Genomic DNA, 15,890 nt, shown 5'->3' with positions numbered 1-15,890 from the left:
ATCGGCACTGGATCGCCCCCTCGCTCCGGCGAGCGCAACGCTGGAATCCAGCTCATGCCAACGGATTCCGGCCGAGAGCGCGCCGGAACAGTGTGGCGACGCCTCCTGGACGGTGAGGCCGCACCGATCGATTGGGTCAGTACCTTCCCGACTTGGCTGAATCACGTTCCGCCCTGGGCTTTTTCAGCGCGGTGGTCAGAGCGCTCGGCGCTTCCACCGGAGTCTGTTGTCTCGGTACGCCCGATGAGATCGGGCCGAGAGCACGAGGTAAGCGGCCACCGATAGCGGGTGTGCGAGGGCCGCAACGATATCCGCGCGCGTCGGTCGTCCGCCGGTCTCGGTGGACCGAGCCAGCAGGCGGGCCGCCACGCCCGCGCCGTAACCCAGCAGGCCGACCCGGCGGAGACGCCCGCGTCCGCACAGCGCGGCCAGAGGCGGGGCCCAGAAGGCCAGCGCCGCAGCCGAACCGACCGCGATGCTCCCGGCCGGACCGCCGTAGGCCGACCACAGCCAGCGGGTGTAGCCCTCGGTGAGTTCGGTCGTGTTCCGGTACATGCGGGTCTCGGCCAGCGTGCCCGCCACGACCAGCGTGGTGTGTCGCCCGCTGCGGCGCAGTTCGCGGGCGATGGCCAGATCCTCGGTCACGCTGTCGGCCACCGCGGCGTGTCCGCCGATCGCCCGGTACGCGGCGGCGTCGAAGACCAGGAATTGGCCGCAGGCCACGGCCATCGAGGGGCGCAGGGTCCGATTCGCCAGTGCGACCGGCAGTGTCGCGGCCCACGACCAGCCCAGCAGCGGCTGCACCAGGCGCTCGGCCGCGGATTCGGCGAGCTGGCGGGGCCAGGGGCAGACCAGTGCGGCGCCCGTGGAACGCAATTCGCGGACCGCCGCGGCGAGCGCGCCGGGGGCCAGCCGGGTGTCGGCGTCGAGGAAGATCAGCACGTCCTCGCCGGAGGCGAGCGCGCCCAACCGGGCGCAGGCGGCGGTCTTGCCGGTCCAGCCCGGCGGGGGATCGATGTCGTTGCGGGACAGGAAGAATCGCTCGTCGTCGCCGATGGCGGCGAGGGCGGCGTCGGCGGTGCCGTCGGTGGAGCCGTCGTCGAGGATCAGCACGCCCAGATCGGAAAGACCGTGCTGGGCGCGCAGATCGGCGATGAGGGCGGGCAGGCGGTCGGCCTCGTCGCGGGCCGGGATCAGGACGGTGACCGGTTCGGTGATGTCCTGATCCGCGGGCCGCAGCCGCGGCGCGCTCAGCCGGTTCGCGAGGGCGACGGCCGCGCCGAGGACAGCGACGGCGCTACCGGCCGTCACCACCCCGGCGAGGCGGGTCATCGGGTCTTGGCTCGATCGGGGCGCAGCCAGCGCGCGGCCCGGACGTAGGCCGGCGGATCGGGGTTCCGGGTCATGTAGGCCAGCACCGCGACCACGGCCGCCACCGCCAGGGTGATGCCGCCGACGATGCCCGCCCACCCGGCGAAGGATCGCGTATTCGGGTCCGCGTAGCCGACTTCCGCGCGCAGGGTGGAGACGTCACCGGCGGGCAGCTTCCAGGTCACCACCGAATCGCCCTCGCGGGTGCCATTGGTGGTGGCGACACGGGCCGGGAAGGCGACGGTCATCTGCACGTCCGCACCCTGCGCGGGCAGGCTCTTCAGGTCCACCCGGCCGGTCAGGGTGACCAGGTCGCCGGTGCGGTTGAAGACCAGGTTGAACATGCCGGAGGTCTGATCGGACATCGAGCCGAGCTGCTGCACCTCGCCGAAGGACAGGTTGTCGAAATACACCTGGCTGCCGACGTATCCGTCCTGGGCGTACGGGTCCACCCGCACCTTGCCCTGCAGTCCGTCGGGCGCCTTCAGCTGCGGGCCCTTGTCCTTGTCGTTCTGCGGGACGGCCGCCGCGACAATGCGGCCCGACACCCGGTCATTGGAGGACACGCCCATCGACACCTGCACCCGCAGGCATCCGGTCAGCATGACGGTCAGCCCCGCGAACAGGACCACCGCCAGCATCCGCACCCACCGGCGCGGCCGCCTGATCGGGTGGCCTTTCGGGGAGACAGGCTCGGACGTTTCCTCTGCTGTCGACATGTTGGGACTCGGCTGCACGGCTCACATCGTGCCATGCGGCCGGGGCCCCAGGGTGATTCGACGGGCGTTCAGCTCTCGAAGCAGCGGAAAGCCCAGCACACCGAGCCCGCAGAACCCGTACACCGCCGAGACCGGCAGCCCCAGGAACACCGCGTGCGCCAGCGTCGACCCCAGCCACGTCCACACGAACACCGCGACCGGAACGATCCGCGCCGCACCGCTGTCCGCGCCCCTGCGATCCCACCACTCCAGCAACCCCGCCATCACCAGCGCCACCACGAACCACCCCGCATAGTTCGTCACCGGAATCCGCCCCAGCCCCGGCAATCCCGCAACCCCCGAGCGCCACGCCCACTGCCCATCGGCCACCATCTGCGGATCCAGAAACAAATCCCACCCCACCGCCCCCACCGCGGTCAGCGCAACCCGCGTCACTCCAGGCGAAAGCCGCCCCATCGCACCGTGACTCACGATCCCCGCCACGGTCCACACCGGATAGAGCCCACCCGTCCACGCCAGCGGCACGACCAGGGGCACCCCCATCAACGCCGGCCCCAGCCGCCCGCTCGCATAGGCATAGCAACCGAACGGAAACCCTGTCGCGGTCCCGAGCACCTCCGCTGCCAACCCGATGCCCGAAAGAATCACCAGCAACCCGGTGGCCCACAGCATCCCTCGCGTGATCCCGGCGTGCACCAAAGCCGTACCCGCCGAAACCAACACGACCACCACGGTCACCCGATCCCGCCCGGCACCGTGCGTCAGCGGATACGTGATCTGCACCAGCACCAGCACAATCGCGGGCGCCGCCGCGAGCGCCGCGGCTCGTCGAGCGGACATAGCGTACGGCCGCCTCGAACCAATGGTCATCGGCCACCGCGTATATCGATGTGGCCGACTCCGAACGAGTCACGCGGCCACCGCCGAGGCGCGATCCTCCTACTCGGCGCGTCCCTGGTGGACCGTTTCGCGGCGTGCGCGGATTCCGGCATAGGCCAACGCCGCTGCGCCACCGCTTTCGACGAGATGAGGCGGGCGTTCGAGTACATCGGCGGGGCCACGGCGCCGATCCGGTGATGCGGACCGTGTGCGGAGGATTGCTGCGTACCCGATGGACCGTCCTTCGCGCCGGATAGCGGGCGATCCGTCATCGCCGTGGCCGGAACAGGCGGCGAGGGCGTGAATCGCTCTCCACCAGGCGGGCCGCGCTGCGGCCGCTCGCGCCGGACACGCCGCCACCGGGGTGGGTGGACGCGCCGGTGAGGTAGAGGCCGGGTGCACCGGGCACACGCTGGCCCGCCAGTTCCGGCAACGGCCGCCACATGAACATCTGGTCGATGGACATCTCGACGTGCATGACATTGCCGCCCAGCAGGCCCATCTCGCGTTCCAGGTCGGCGGGGGTCTGGACGTAGCGCTGGGTCACCGTGTCGGTGAATCCCGGTGCGTGGGCGTCGACTTCGGCGATGATCCGGTCGGCCTCGCGGTCGGCGTGATCGGACCAGCTGGTTCCGTCGGCCAGGTCGTAGGGGTGCCACTGCGACCAGAGGGTGAGCTGGTGTTCGCCCGCCGGCGCGAGGCTCGGGTCCAGAGCGCTGAAGCTCATGGCCAGCACCACCGGCCGCGGCGGCAGGTCACCGGCCAGCGCGGCGCCGTGGGCGCGGCGCAGCTCGCGGCGGTCGGTGACGAGAAGCTGCAAGCCGTGGGCGGATTCGGCGGATTCGGCGCCCGGATAGCGGGGGAGGGCGGTGGTCGCGGCGCGCACCACCATGCCGATGCCGGGGCCGACCCGGATCCGGCGTCGCCAGTCGGCGAGCACCCCGGCGTCGAATCCGCCCTGCTCCAGCAGGTTCAGCGTGGTGAGGATGTGGCAGCCCGCGATGACGGTGTCCGCGAGCACGTTCCGGCCGCTCTCGGTGCGCACCTGCCAGCCGTCGCCGACCCTGGTCAGCGCGGTGACCGCGTCGCCGGCGCTGACCGTGCCGCCATCGGACTGCAGCCGCTCCACCAGGGCCGCGCTCAACGCGCCGCTGCCGCCGACCGCGCGTCCGGGCGGCAGGATGTGCATGAGCGCGGCGAATCCCACCATGGGCGCGGAGCCGGGTTCGGACATGGGCGGCCCGGACTGCGCGCCGAACCAGGCCAGCGCCGCCTTCAACCGCTCACTGTCGAACAGGCTGTCCAGCAGCGCGTCTCCGCTCTGCATCATCTCCCGGGACAGGGCCCCGCCGCTGGCGCGCCCGGTCGCCCCGGCGGCTTCGCGGGGATCCATGCCCCAGAACGACTTCAGCAGGTGCCCGCCCGTCGCGGTCCCCGAGAACGCCCGCATCACCCGCACGCTGCGCGGACCCCACACCGTCGCGAACCGCCGATACGCCTCGGCATCGCGCTCACCGCACGCGGCGGCGATGGACGCGCAGGTCCGATCCAGGTCGCGGTGGAAGACGATGGGCGGCAGCTCCGTTCCCGGCGGCGCGGGCGCGAATGCCCAGGGATCGCAGTCGATGTACCGCAGCCCGAACCGGGCCAGCTCCAGCTCCTCGATGATTCCGGTGTGCCGGATCATGATGTGCGCCGACGAACCGCGATCGACCTGGTGCCCGGGAAAACGCTCGACAGTGGAAACAGCCCCGCCCAGTACGGTATCCCGTTCGAGCACCTCCACCCGATGCCCGGCCCGCGCCAGATAACAGGCCGCGACCAGCGCATTGTGCCCGGAACCGACGATCGCGATGGTCCGGGCTCCGTCGGCCTCGCTCACCGCGCCAGGTCCGGGAGCAGCGGCAGCCGCCGCCCGAGCACCGCGAAGCGGCGGGTGTCGCCGGAGAAGATGAAGTGCCGCACCACATCCCCGAACCCCTGCCGCCGATACAGCTTCCAGGCCCGGTTCTCCTCCCGGTCCACCTCGGGCGTGGACAGCAGCACGGTGCGCTCGGGCCGGTTCTGCAGCAGCCGGGTGAGCAGGATCTCCCCGAGCCCGCGCCCCTGCGCGGCCGGGTGCACGTGTAACTCGGTGAGTTCGAAGTAATCCGAAAGCAGTTCCCGCGCCGCGTGTTCGGGCCAGCCGGTACGCCGCATGCCGCTGTACACCTGCTGATGCCACCACTGGTGCGGCGCACCGTGATACCCGTAGGCGATGGCCACGATGGGCGCGGTGCGCAGGTCCAGCCGCCCGTCGTCGTCGGGCAGCACCGCGGCCACGGCCTGCCAGCCGGGGCGGGTGGTGTGCTCGGTCCACATGGGAGCGCGCTGATGTTCGGTGCCGCGCGGGTAATCCATGGCCGCCACGTAGACCGCGAGGGCGTCGTGCAGCCGGTGCCGCAGGGTCGCGGCCGACAGGTCGACCACGACGGGCGCGGGTGTCGGTTTGGGGGTGACTGCGGTCATCGGCTGGGGCAACTCTCCGTGGGCGCGGACAGATGGATCGACAGTAGCGCCACGGCGGGCGGCTCAACTTGTCGGTGGGTCTCTCTATATTCAAGCCCAAGAGAAACCTTCGAATACCTGTTCGATCTTTCCGTCGATCGGGTGGACGAGTGGGGAGGTACCCGAAATGAGCGGGAAAACTGATCGACCGGGCCATCCCGGTCGCGCCGGCGACCTACTGCGCAAGGCCGACGGGTTGTTGATGGCGGCGCAGGGGGAGTCCGATCCGGCCGAGCGCTTCCGCACCGCATACCTCGCGGCCCTACGCGGGGCCGGCGCTGTGCTCGCCCTCACGGGCGCAGACCGCGCGCCCCGCGCGCGTTCTCGCAACGCCTGGGTCCTGATGCAGCGCGCGGCACCGGAATTCGTGATGTGGGCCGACTACTTCACAGGGCAGTCCGAGACCCGCGCGGCCCTCGAAGCGGGCTTGCCGAGGCCGGTTGATCATGCCCGCGCCGACGAGTTCGCTTCGCGGGTAGGCGCATTCCTGCACGACGTCGAGGATCTGCTGGCTGCGGCGGCCCGGCTGCGCCCCAGTTCAGGGTGGGTAACGGGAATGCTGGCGTGAGTATCGGCGAGTAGGTGGTCGCGGTCTGATCGAACTCGTATTATTGGGGGCAGACAGCCGCCAAGGTCGGCTATCCGTCGTCTACCCGGAGGCGACAGCCACCACCTAGTGCCGGGGGAGGTACCGTGCCACTCTCCGAGCACGAGCAGCGCATGCTCGAACAGATCGAGAGCGCGCTCTATGCTGAGGATCCGAAGTTCGCCTCGACTGTTCGGGGTGGACGGTTACGTTCTGCCACCGGTCGACGCAGACTTCAGGCGGCCGCCTTGTTCGCCCTCGGTCTGTTTCTATTGGTGGCAGGTATTGCCGCGCCGTTCAAGCCGGGCGGCTTCCCGATCATCAGTCTGGTCGGGTTCGTCGTCATGTTCGCGGCGGGCGTGTTGTTGCTGATCGGTGGCCCTCGTATGGGTGGATCGGCGAGCCGCGCCAGTGACGCGCATCCCAGTGCGGGTGGCGCGCCCAGTGCCAACCGCGGTAAGCAGCGCAAGCCGGGCGGGTTCTCCGCTCGGATGGAGGACCGCTTCCGCAAGAGGTTCGAAGAAGGTAGTTGACCGGTCGCGGTCCCGTTCGCCGGGATCAAGATCGACTAACTGAAAAGCTCACGACACGCCGTGGCGCCAGACCGATTTCGGGTGTGGCGCCACGGCGTTTTGCGTAGGTGCGGTCTGGGCGTGTCGGGCTGTTCCCCGGATTCCCCACACCTCCCCACGGGTGCTCCCCACCCCGCCCCACAGCCGCCTGGTATGCCCGCTATCTGCGGGTTTGCTGGCGGTTGTCGGGTGCTCGCCGGCGCGCGTCGCGCGTGTCGGGGGAACTGCGCGAAATCTTCCCCACCGCGGTGATAGCTGGTGTGACCTGCGAAGTTCGCCAACCGGGGACCGAGATCACCGACGCTTTCGATTGAAAGTGGGGGAAAGTGGGGTAATGTGGAGCCCGCACTACAGGAGGCCGAACAGTCGAGAGGGTGATCCGGCAGGAGGTGTCGAGGCTTGTTTCTCGGTACCTATACCCCTCGGTTGGACGACAAAGGGCGACTGACGTTGCCTGCGAAGTTTCGGGACGATTTGGCGGGAGGGTTGATGGTCACGAAGGGACAAGACCACAGCCTTGCCGTGTATCCCAAGGACGAGTTCACCGCGCTCGCGCGGAGAGCGGCGGCCGCATCCCGATCCAACCCGCAGGCCCGTGCATTCGTCCGGGCCTTGGCGGCTTCCTCCGATGAGCAACGTCCGGACGCACAGGGCCGGATCATGCTGTCGGCCGAACACCGCCGCTACGCCAATCTGTCCAAGGATTGCGTGGTGATCGGCTCGGTCGACTTCCTCGAGATATGGGACAAGACGGCGTGGGATTCCTACCTCGCCGAGCACGAGGAGGACTACTCGCAGGCCAGAGACGAGTCGCTGGGCGGGATCTTCTAGCCCGCAGCGTGGCGAGTGCCCTGCGGCCTCTGCCCGACGCCGACCCTGACGTACTTCCCCAACGCCAGGTGCGGTGCTTCGGTCAGAGACCACGGGGCATTCGCCTACCTTCGAAGGTCGTTTTTGAAAAGGCCACCATCGTCAGCGACCCTGGTGGCCGTGCGAATGAACGTGAGGCAGGAAATTCGGGAGGTCCAGGTGCACCGAGGCAGTGACGGCCCCCGCCATGTTCCGGTTCTCCTGCATCGCGCCGATGAAATCCTCGGTCCCGCACTGCATTCCGACGGCGCGGTCTACCTGGACTGCACCCTCGGCCTCGGTGGTCACGCCGAGCACTTCCTGCAGACCTATCCGAATATCCGGCTGGTCGGCCTCGATCGCGACACCGCGGCGCTGAAGCTGGCGGGGGAGCGACTATCCCCGTTCCAGGACCGGATCACCCTGGTGCACACCAGGTATGACGGTATCGCCTACGCACTCGAACAAGCCGGACTGCCCGAGAAGTCCTCGGTCAACGCGATCCTGATGGACTTGGGTGTGTCCTCCATGCAGCTGGACGAGGCCGAGCGCGGCTTCGCCTACTCCATCGACGCGCCCCTGGACATGCGGATGGACTCCAGCACCGGCCCCACCGCCGCCGACGTGCTCAATACCTACAGCCACGGCGAGCTGGCGCGGGTTCTGAAAATCTATGGCGAGGAACGCTTCGCGGGCAAGATCGCCTCCGAGGTGGTGCGGCGTCGCCAGCGCACCCCGTTCACCACCAGCGCCCAGCTGGTGGAACTGCTCTACGACACCATTCCCGCCGCGGCCCGGCGCACCGGCGGGCATCCCGCCAAGCGCACCTTCCAGGCGCTGCGGGTGGAGGTGAACCGGGAGCTGGAATCGCTGGAGGCGGCCCTGCCCGCCGCGTTGGACGCGCTCGCTCCGGGCGGGCGGATCGTGGTCATGAGCTACCAGTCCCTCGAGGACCGGGTGGTGAAGACCGAGCTGGCCAAGCGGTCGGCCTCGCGCACACCGCTGGACCTGCCGGTCGAGCTGCCCGGCATGGGACCGGAATTCAAGATTCTGACCCGCGGCGCGGAGAAGGCGACCGAGCAGGAGATCGAGGACAACCCGCGCGCGGCGCCGGTGCGCATGCGGGCGGCGGAACGGATCGCAGGGGAGGACAACAGGGCATGAGTGGTCAAGCCCGGAGGCGGCAGCGGAGCGTAACCATGGAGGGCTCCGCTCATGCCCCGAGAGACTCGGTGAGGTTCCACGAGGGTCGGCGGGAAGCGGGTATCCGCTGGATCGGGGTCGCCCTATGACGATCCAGAAGCAGGCGGCGGGCCGGGGGGCTCGCCGGGTGCAGGCCGCCGAACGCGTGAAATCAGGTGCGGCGCAACGCGCCTACGCCAAGCGGCGCAATCGGGAGGGCGGCGGGGCCGAGGTGCCCGGCATGCGCCGCGGCCGGCGCAGCGATTCGATCTCGCGCGGCCGCATGTCCTTCGTGGCCACCATCATCGCCCTGCTGGGCTGTGGTCTGGCCCTGACCCTGTTGCTCACCACCCGCGCCACCGAGGACTCCTACCAGCTCGGCGATCAGCGCCGCGCCAACCAGAAGCTGTCCGACGAACGCGACGCCCTGCAGCGCGAGGTCGCCGCCGCCGACTCGGCGCCCGAATTGGCCCAGCGCGCCGCCGAACTCGGCATGATCCCCGCCAAGGACCCGGCTCGCCTGCTCATCGGCCCCGACGGTCAGGTCATCGTGGTCGGCAACCCGCAGCCCGCCCAGGGCGCGCCCGCCCCGCCGCTGAACACCACCCCGTCGGCCCCGGTCCAGCCCCCCAAACCGGGCCAGCCGCAAGCCGACCGCGTGGTCCCGGTGACGACCACCCCGGCCCCGCCCGCCGTGCCGACCACCACGGCGGCCAATCCTGCTCCGGCAGCGCCGATTCCGACGCCGCAGAACCCGCAGGTCCAGGCGAACGGAGCGCCGAGGTGACAGACACCCGAGCGAACGGAACCGCTTCATGAGTCCTACCCGCGCGGGGCGCGGGCGCGAATCCAACCGGGGCCGATCGGATTCCGGCCGGGGCCGCGCCACAACCGCGCGCAACCGGACCGGGTCGGGCCGGGCGGGATCGGGGCCCGGACGCCAGTCCAGACCGCGGCCCGCTCCGGGGCTGGACTCGAGTACGCGATTCCGGTTCGGGGTGGGCCGGCTGGTCATGCTGGTGGCGCTCGCCGTGGCGGCCATCCAATTGCTGTGGGTGCAGAGCGTTTCCGCGCCGAAGCTGTCGGCGGAGGCGGCGAGTCAGCGGTCGACGACCGTGGCCGATCCCGCCACCCGGGGTGCGATCACGGACCGCTACGGGAAGTCGCTGGCGTTCACCATCGCGGCCAAGCAACTGAACTTCCAACCGGTGCGCGTGCGCAAGGAGCTCGCGGACGCCTACGAGAAGAATCCGAAGACCGCGCCGAATCCGGACGACCGGCTGACGGCCATCGCCAAGTACATGCACGAGAAGCTCGGTAACGCCGCGCCGGAGAAGGACATTCTGGCCCAGCTGAAGAGCGACGAGCCGTTCGTCTACCTGGCCCGCAATGTGGACCCGCGCATCGCCGCGGACATCGCCCTGAAGTTCCCCGAGGTCGGGCAGGAACGGCAGGACATGCGCCAGTATCCCGGTGGATCGTTGGCCGCCAATGTGATCGGCGCGACCGGCTGGGACGGGCACGGGCAGATCGGCCTGGAATCCTCGATGGATGCCCAGCTCGCCGGCACCGACGGCTCGCTCACCTACGACCGCGGTTCCGACGGCGCGGTCATCCCGGGTTCGTGGCGCGATCGCCACCCCGCGGTCAACGGTTCGGGTGTGGAGCTCACCCTGGATTCGGATCTGCAGTACTACGTGCAGCAGCAGGTGCAGCAGGCCAAGGACCTCTCGGGCGCGGGCGCGGCGTCGGCGGTGGTGCTGGACGTGCACACCGGCCAGGTGCTGGCCATGGCCAACGACAACACCTTCAATCCGGCGATGGACCCGACCACCTGGTCCACCACCGATCTGGGCAACCCGTCGGTGCAGCAGGTCTTCGAGCCGGGCTCGGTGAACAAGATCGTGACCGCGGCCGCGGCCATCGAATACGGCGTGACCACACCCGATGAGGTGCTCGATGTTCCGGGCGCCATCAATATGGGTGGCGTCACCGTGCACGACGCCTGGGTGCACGGCAACGCGCCGTACACCACCACCGGCGTCTTCGGTAAGTCCTCGAACGTGGGCACGCTCATGCTGGCTCAGCGCGTCGGCGAGGACCGCTGGTACGACATGGTCAAGCGGTTCGGCGTCGGCCAGCGCACCGGCGTCGGCCTGCCCGGCGAGAGCGCGGGCGTGCTGCCCGCGCGGGATCAGTGGTCCGGCTCCACCTTCGCGAACCTGCCCATCGGCCAGGGTCTTTCGATGACCACCCTGCAGATGACCGCCATGTATCAGGCCGTCGCCAACGACGGGGTGCGGATACCGCCGCGCATCGTGAAGGCCAGGATCGCGCCCGACGGCACCCGCACCGAGGAGGAGCAGCCGGAGGGGATCAAGGTGGTGAGCCCGCGGACCGCGCAGACGCTGCGGCAGATGTTCGAGGCCGTGGTGCAGAAGGACCCGCACGGCGGCAACCAGGGTGGCACCGGCGTCCCGGCCGCCATCGAGGGCTACCAGATCGCGGGCAAGACCGGCACTGCCCAGCAGGTCGACCCCAAGTGCCATTGCTACTCCAGCGATCGTTACTGGATCACCTTCGCGGGCATGGCCCCCGCCGACAATCCGCGCTATGTGATCGGCATGATGCTGGACGCGCCGGTGCGCAGTTCCGACGGCAGCGGCGGCGGTTCGGCCGCGCCGCTGTTCCACAGCATCGCCTCGTGGCTGCTGCAGCGGGACCGGATCCCGCCGTCGCCGCCCGCCAAACAGCTGGTTTTGCAAGCGAGTTAGAGCAGGGAATCGATGGTGGTGACGCACACCGCAGCCGGAGCGTGCACCGGCGGGTGACCTAACTACAACGTGCCGATCGCGTGGCGATCGAACACAGGTAACCTGACACGTCGATCCGGTCAGCCGGAACGATTTCTGCATATGACAGTCACCCCGGAGAGGAGCTTCGTGCCCGCGCAGTCCAGCCCGCAGGTGCTTCGGCCCGCTGCCCCCGCAGCGACCAGCTTGCGTCAGGTGGAGGAACTCACGGGCGCGCGCCCCGCCGGATCGGGAGCGGATCTCGATAATGTGCAGGTCACCGGGATCGAGCAGCGGTCGAATGCGGTTCAGCCGGGCGATCTTTTCGCCGGATTGGCCGGTGCGCACGCGCACGGCGCCCGCTTCGCCCGCGATGCGGTCGAGCGGGGCGCGGTCGCGGTGCTCACCGACCCGGCGGGCGCCGAGCTGATCGGCGAGATCGGCGTCCCGGTGCTGGTGCACGACGCGCCGCGCGCGATTCTCGGCGAGTTGTCCTCGGCCCTTTACGGTGACCCGTCTCGCAAACTCCGCATCGTCGGCATCACCGGCACTTCCGGCAAAACCACCACCTCGTATCTGGTGGAGGCCGGGCTGGCCGCCGCGGGACTGCGCACCGCGCTCATCGGCACCATCGAGACCCGCATCGGCGGCGTCCGGGTGCCCTCGGCGCTGACCACCCCCGAGGCCCCGCAGCTGCACGCCATGTTCGCGCTCATGGTCGAGCGGGACGTCGACGCCGTGGTCATGGAGGTCTCCAGTCACGCCCTGGCGCTGGGCCGGGTGGACGGGGTGCACTTCACGGTGGGCGCGTTCACCAACCTGTCCCAGGACCACCTCGACTTCCACTCCGACTTCGAGGACTACTTCGCCGCCAAGCGCCGCCTGTTCATTCCGGACGGCCCGGATTCCGCCGGCTCGGCGCGTCCGTCGGTGGCGGCGCAGCGGTCGGTGGTCTGCGTCGACGACGAGTGGGGCGAACGCCTGGCCGCGGAGATCGCCGCCGACATCGCCGCCGACCGCGACGGCTCCCGGCTGCGGACCGTCGCGATTCGCGGTGGCGTGCAGGCCGATTGGCGGGCCGACGGCATCACCGCCGGACCGGGCGGCACCCAGGAGTTCATCGCGATGGGCCCCGGTGTCAATGTGGATGTGCGCCTGCGGCTTCCGGGCACGTACAACATCGCCAACGGGCTGCTGGCCGTCGCGGTGTGCGTGGCGGCGGGAGTCGAGGCGGAGGCTGCCGCTGTGGCGCTCGGGGACGTCGATGTCCCGGGCCGCATGCAGCGGGTGGATGAGGGCCAGGAGTTTCTGGCCGTGGTCGATTACGCGCACAAGCCCGCCGCGATCGAATCGGTCGTGGCGACCTTGCGCACGTGGTTGGCCGAACAGGGGGAGGGGCGTCTGGCGGTAGTGGTGGGCGCGGGCGGTGATCGCGATACGGCAAAGCGGCCCTTGATGGGTGCGGCGGCGGCGCGCGGCAGCGACCTGGCCATCATTACCGACGACAATCCGCGCAGCGAGGACCCGGCGGCCATCCGCGCCGCGGTGCTCGCCGGTGCCGAACAGGTACCGGAGGCGGAACGCGGTGAGGTCCGGGAGGTTGGGGACCGGGCGGCCGCGATCAAGGCCGCCGTCGCCTGGGCCGAGCCCGGCGACGTGCTGCTGATCGCGGGCAAGGGACATGAGACAGGGCAGGAGATTTCAGGCGTGAAGCATCCGTTCGACGACCGCGAGGTACTCGCGGCCGCCCTGTCGGAAAAGACGAGGGACCTGACGCATTCATGATCGAGATGACTTTGCGGGAGCTCGCGGAGGTGGTCGGCGGTACGCTGCACGACGCCCCGGACCCCGAGGCGAAGGTCACCGGCTCGGCCGAATTCGATTCGCGCCGTATCGGTTCCGGTGACCTGTTCCTGGCGCTGCCGGGTGAGCGCGCCGACGGCCACGACTTCGCGGCGCAGGCCGTGGCGCGCGGTGCGGTCGCGGTGCTGGCCGCCCGGCCGGTCGGGGTGCCCGCCATCGTGGTGCCGCCCCGCCCCGGGAACACGCGCGCCCTCGCGCTCGCCCACGACACCGACGGCTCGGGTGCGGCGGTGCTGGACGCGCTGGCCAAGCTCGCCCGCGTGAGCGTGGATCGCCTGGTACGGAACGGCACGCTGACCGTGGTCGGCGTGACCGGTTCCTCGGGCAAGACCTCCACCAAAGACCTGATCGCCGCGACGCTGGCCCCGCTGGGACCCGTTGTGGCGCCGCCCGGTTCGTTCAACAACGAGCTCGGCCACCCGTGGACGGCCCTGCGCGCCGACGTCGACACCCGCTTCCTGGTGCTCGAGCTGTCCGCTCGCGGCCCGGGACACATCAAGGCGCTCACCGAGATCGCCCCGCCGAGCGTGGGCGTCGTGCTCAATGTCGGCACCGCGCACCTGGGCGAGTTCGGCAGCCGCGAGGTGATCGCGCAGGCCAAAGGTGAACTCGTGGAGGCGCTTCCGGCGTCCGGCCTGGCTGTGCTGAACGCCGACGACCACTTGGTCGCCAAGATGGCCGAGCGCACGCAGGCCCGCGTGGTCACCGTCGGCCAGGCCGCCAATGCCGACGTGCGCGCCACCGACGTGGTCCTCGACGAGCACGCCCGCGCCCGGTTCACCTTGCACGCCAGGGGCGAATCCATCGACGTTCGGCTCGCCGTGCACGGCGAGCACCAGGTCGGCAACGCGCTTTCCGCAGCCGCTGTCGCCCTGGACGCGGGCGCGAACCTCGCCACCGTGGCCGAGGCGCTCTCCGGTGCGACCGCCGTGTCCGGCCGCCGCATGGATGTGCGCACCGGCACGGACGGCGTCACCGTCGTCAACGACTCCTACAACGCCAACCCGGATTCGGTGCGCGCTGCTCTCAAGGCGCTGGTCACCATGTCCAAGGCGGGAACCGAACCCCGCGCCAGCTGGGCGGTGCTCGGCGAAATGGCCGAGCTCGGTGAGGAATCCGTGCTCGAGCACGACAAGATCGGCCGCCTCGTGGTCCGGCTGGATGTGGACCGGCTGATCGTCGTCGGCCAGGGCCGTCCCGTGCGCGCCATGTTCCAGGGCGCGGTGCAGGAGGGTTCCTGGGGCGAGGAGGCCATCCACGTGCCCGACGCCGCCGCGGCCATCGAACTGCTCGACGAGGAATTGGAGCCCGGTGCCGTGGTGCTGGTGAAGGGTTCGAACTCCGCGGGCCTGTGGACTGTCGCCGAACATCTGATCGGCCGGGCGGGTACTGCCGAGGAGGCCGCGCGATGACACAGATCCTGTTGTCGGCGGCCATCGCGCTGGCCGTCTCCATCCTGCTGACCCCCGTGGTGATCCGCTACTTCGCCAAACAGGGCTTCGGCCAGGAGATCCGGGTCGACGGCCCGGAGAGCCACAAGGCCAAGCGCGGCACCCCCACCATGGGCGGCGTCGCCATCATCATCGGCATGTGGGCCGGCTACCTCGGCTCGCACCTGATCTCCATGACCTACGGCGAGCCCGGCCCCTCGGCCTCGGGCCTGCTGGTCATGGGCCTGGCCACCGCGCTGGGCTTCGTCGGCTTCCTCGACGACCTGATCAAGCTGCGCAAGCAGCGCAACCTGGGCCTGACCGCGGCCGGCAAGTACATCGGCCAGCTCACCTCGGCGGTCGTGTTCGGCGTGCTGGCCCTGCAGTTCCGCAATATGCACGGCCTCACGCCCGCCGACAAGCACCTGTCCTACACCCGCGACATCAATACGGTGTCGATGGCCGTGGTGATCTTCCTGGCCTGGGTGTGCGTGCTGGTGGTGGCCTGGTCCAACGCGGTCAACCTGACCGACGGCCTGGACGGCCTGGCGGCCGGTTCCATGTCCCTGGTGCTGGGCGCGTACATGATCATCACCTTCTGGCAGTGGCGCAATGCCTGCTCCTCGCACGCGGTGGCGGGCTGCTACAACGTGCGCGACCCGCTGGATCTGGCCCTGGTGTGCGCCGCGGGCGGCGCGGCCTGCATCGGCTTCCTGTGGTGGAATGCCGCGCCCGCCAAGATCTTCATGGGCGACACCGGTTCGCTGATGCTGGGCGGTCTGCTCGCGGGCCTGTCCATCACCACCCGCACCGAGCTGCTCATGGTCGTGATCGGCGCGCTGTTCGTGGCCGAGGCCGCGTCGGTGGTGCTGCAGGTGGCGGTCTTCCGCACCACGCGCAACCGCCTGTTCAAGATGGCTCCGTTCCATCACCATTTCGAGCTGAGCGGGTGGGCCGAAACCTCGGTGATCATCCGGTTCTGGTTGCTGGCCGGTATGGCCTCGGCGATCGGACTGGGCCTGTTCTACAGCGAATACCTCTCTGCGGCAGGGTGAGTGAGCAATGTCCGAACATTCTCCGAGGGTCCTGCGTTCGCCGGG

At 69.9% G+C, this 15,890-nt stretch carries 14 protein-coding genes; 9 read left to right on the top strand and 5 right to left on the bottom strand.

Annotated features, from left to right (window positions below; translation table 11 throughout):
- Nucleotides 1-195: 195 nt before the first annotated feature.
- From GPX89_RS33630 to GPX89_RS33610, 5 genes are all read right to left on the bottom strand, one after another.
- Nucleotides 196-1,332, bottom strand: a complete 1,137-nt coding sequence (locus GPX89_RS33630) for a glycosyltransferase (RefSeq protein ID WP_157391755.1) — start codon at nucleotides 1,330-1,332, stop codon at nucleotides 196-198.
- Nucleotides 1,329-2,012, bottom strand: a complete 684-nt coding sequence (locus tag GPX89_RS33625; protein WP_157391754.1) for an LppM family (lipo)protein — start codon at nucleotides 2,010-2,012, stop codon at nucleotides 1,329-1,331. The genes GPX89_RS33630 and GPX89_RS33625 overlap by 4 nt, the downstream gene beginning before the upstream one ends.
- Nucleotides 2,013-2,111: 99 nt before the next feature.
- Nucleotides 2,112-2,930 (bottom strand): carotenoid biosynthesis protein, encoded by an 819-nt coding sequence (locus tag GPX89_RS33620; RefSeq protein WP_157391753.1) that lies wholly within the window; start codon nucleotides 2,928-2,930, stop codon nucleotides 2,112-2,114.
- A 307-nt stretch (nucleotides 2,931-3,237) separates the two neighbouring features.
- On the bottom strand, nucleotides 3,238-4,851 hold the full coding sequence (locus GPX89_RS33615) for a phytoene desaturase family protein (RefSeq protein ID WP_198347732.1): 1,614 nt from the start codon (nucleotides 4,849-4,851) through the stop codon (nucleotides 3,238-3,240).
- Nucleotides 4,848-5,477 carry a GNAT family N-acetyltransferase gene (locus GPX89_RS33610; protein WP_157391752.1) on the bottom strand — a complete coding sequence of 210 codons (630 nt, stop codon included), beginning with the start codon at nucleotides 5,475-5,477 and terminating at the stop codon, nucleotides 4,848-4,850. The genes GPX89_RS33615 and GPX89_RS33610 overlap by 4 nt, the downstream gene beginning before the upstream one ends.
- 166 nt (nucleotides 5,478-5,643) lie before the next feature.
- Between GPX89_RS33610 and GPX89_RS33605 the strand changes: the two genes are divergently transcribed.
- From GPX89_RS33605 to mraY, 9 genes are all read left to right on the top strand, one after another.
- Nucleotides 5,644-6,084 carry an SAV_6107 family HEPN domain-containing protein gene (locus GPX89_RS33605; protein ID WP_157391751.1) on the top strand — a complete coding sequence of 147 codons (441 nt, stop codon included), beginning with the start codon at nucleotides 5,644-5,646 and terminating at the stop codon, nucleotides 6,082-6,084.
- 125 nt (nucleotides 6,085-6,209) lie between these two features.
- Entirely contained in the window at nucleotides 6,210-6,635 is a 426-nt protein-coding gene (locus GPX89_RS33600) for a DUF3040 domain-containing protein (RefSeq protein WP_328602606.1), read from the top strand.
- Nucleotides 6,636-7,073: 438 nt separating this feature from the next.
- Nucleotides 7,074-7,505 (top strand): division/cell wall cluster transcriptional repressor MraZ, encoded by a 432-nt coding sequence (gene mraZ / locus GPX89_RS33595; RefSeq protein WP_157391750.1) that lies wholly within the window; start codon nucleotides 7,074-7,076, stop codon nucleotides 7,503-7,505.
- Between the two features lie 165 nt (nucleotides 7,506-7,670).
- Entirely contained in the window at nucleotides 7,671-8,687 is a 1,017-nt protein-coding gene (gene rsmH, locus GPX89_RS33590) for a 16S rRNA (cytosine(1402)-N(4))-methyltransferase RsmH (protein ID WP_157391749.1), read from the top strand.
- 124 nt (nucleotides 8,688-8,811) lie between these two features.
- A complete protein-coding gene (locus GPX89_RS33585) occupies nucleotides 8,812-9,492 on the top strand; it encodes a hypothetical protein (protein ID WP_157391748.1) in 681 nt (226 codons plus the stop codon).
- Between the two features lie 28 nt (nucleotides 9,493-9,520).
- Nucleotides 9,521-11,479, top strand: a complete 1,959-nt coding sequence (locus tag GPX89_RS33580) for a peptidoglycan D,D-transpeptidase FtsI family protein (RefSeq protein WP_157391747.1) — start codon at nucleotides 9,521-9,523, stop codon at nucleotides 11,477-11,479.
- A gap of 141 nt (nucleotides 11,480-11,620) precedes the next feature.
- Nucleotides 11,621-13,282: a UDP-N-acetylmuramoyl-L-alanyl-D-glutamate--2,6-diaminopimelate ligase gene (locus tag GPX89_RS33575; RefSeq protein WP_157391746.1), complete on the top strand. Its 1,662-nt coding sequence runs from the start codon at nucleotides 11,621-11,623 to the stop codon at nucleotides 13,280-13,282.
- Nucleotides 13,279-14,772, top strand: coding sequence for a UDP-N-acetylmuramoyl-tripeptide--D-alanyl-D-alanine ligase (locus GPX89_RS33570; RefSeq protein WP_157391745.1), 1,494 nt, complete (start codon nucleotides 13,279-13,281; stop codon nucleotides 14,770-14,772). The genes GPX89_RS33575 and GPX89_RS33570 overlap by 4 nt, the downstream gene beginning before the upstream one ends.
- Nucleotides 14,769-15,845, top strand: a complete 1,077-nt coding sequence (mraY, locus tag GPX89_RS33565; protein WP_157391744.1) for a phospho-N-acetylmuramoyl-pentapeptide-transferase — start codon at nucleotides 14,769-14,771, stop codon at nucleotides 15,843-15,845. Before GPX89_RS33570 ends, mraY begins: the two co-directional genes overlap by 4 nt.
- Nucleotides 15,846-15,890 lie beyond the last annotated feature (45 nt).

This window comes from Nocardia terrae, assembly GCF_009760405.1.
Classification (GTDB): Bacteria; Actinomycetota; Actinomycetes; order Mycobacteriales; family Mycobacteriaceae; genus Nocardia; species Nocardia terrae.
This window is presented reverse-complemented; position numbering and strand designations above follow the sequence as displayed.

Bases quoted from the DNA above. Each gene is read 5' to 3' on its own strand.
- GPX89_RS33630 (WP_157391755.1), bottom strand. From the start codon at position 1,332: ATGACCCGCCTCGCCGGGGTGGTGACGGCCGGTAGCGCCGTCGCTGTC.
- GPX89_RS33625 (WP_157391754.1), bottom strand. From the start codon at position 2,012: ATGCTGGCGGTGGTCCTGTTCGCGGGGCTGACCGTCATGCTGACCGGA.
- GPX89_RS33620 (WP_157391753.1), bottom strand. From the start codon at position 2,930: ATGTCCGCTCGACGAGCCGCGGCGCTCGCGGCGGCGCCCGCGATTGTG.
- GPX89_RS33610 (WP_157391752.1), bottom strand. From the start codon at position 5,477: ATGACCGCAGTCACCCCCAAACCGACACCCGCGCCCGTCGTGGTCGAC.
- GPX89_RS33605 (WP_157391751.1), top strand. From the start codon at position 5,644: ATGAGCGGGAAAACTGATCGACCGGGCCATCCCGGTCGCGCCGGCGAC.
- rsmH (WP_157391749.1), top strand. From the start codon at position 7,671: ATGAACGTGAGGCAGGAAATTCGGGAGGTCCAGGTGCACCGAGGCAGT.
- GPX89_RS33585 (WP_157391748.1), top strand. From the start codon at position 8,812: ATGACGATCCAGAAGCAGGCGGCGGGCCGGGGGGCTCGCCGGGTGCAG.
- GPX89_RS33580 (WP_157391747.1), top strand. From the start codon at position 9,521: ATGAGTCCTACCCGCGCGGGGCGCGGGCGCGAATCCAACCGGGGCCGA.
- GPX89_RS33575 (WP_157391746.1), top strand. From the start codon at position 11,621: ATGACAGTCACCCCGGAGAGGAGCTTCGTGCCCGCGCAGTCCAGCCCG.
- GPX89_RS33570 (WP_157391745.1), top strand. From the start codon at position 13,279: ATGATCGAGATGACTTTGCGGGAGCTCGCGGAGGTGGTCGGCGGTACG.
- mraY (WP_157391744.1), top strand. From the start codon at position 14,769: ATGACACAGATCCTGTTGTCGGCGGCCATCGCGCTGGCCGTCTCCATC.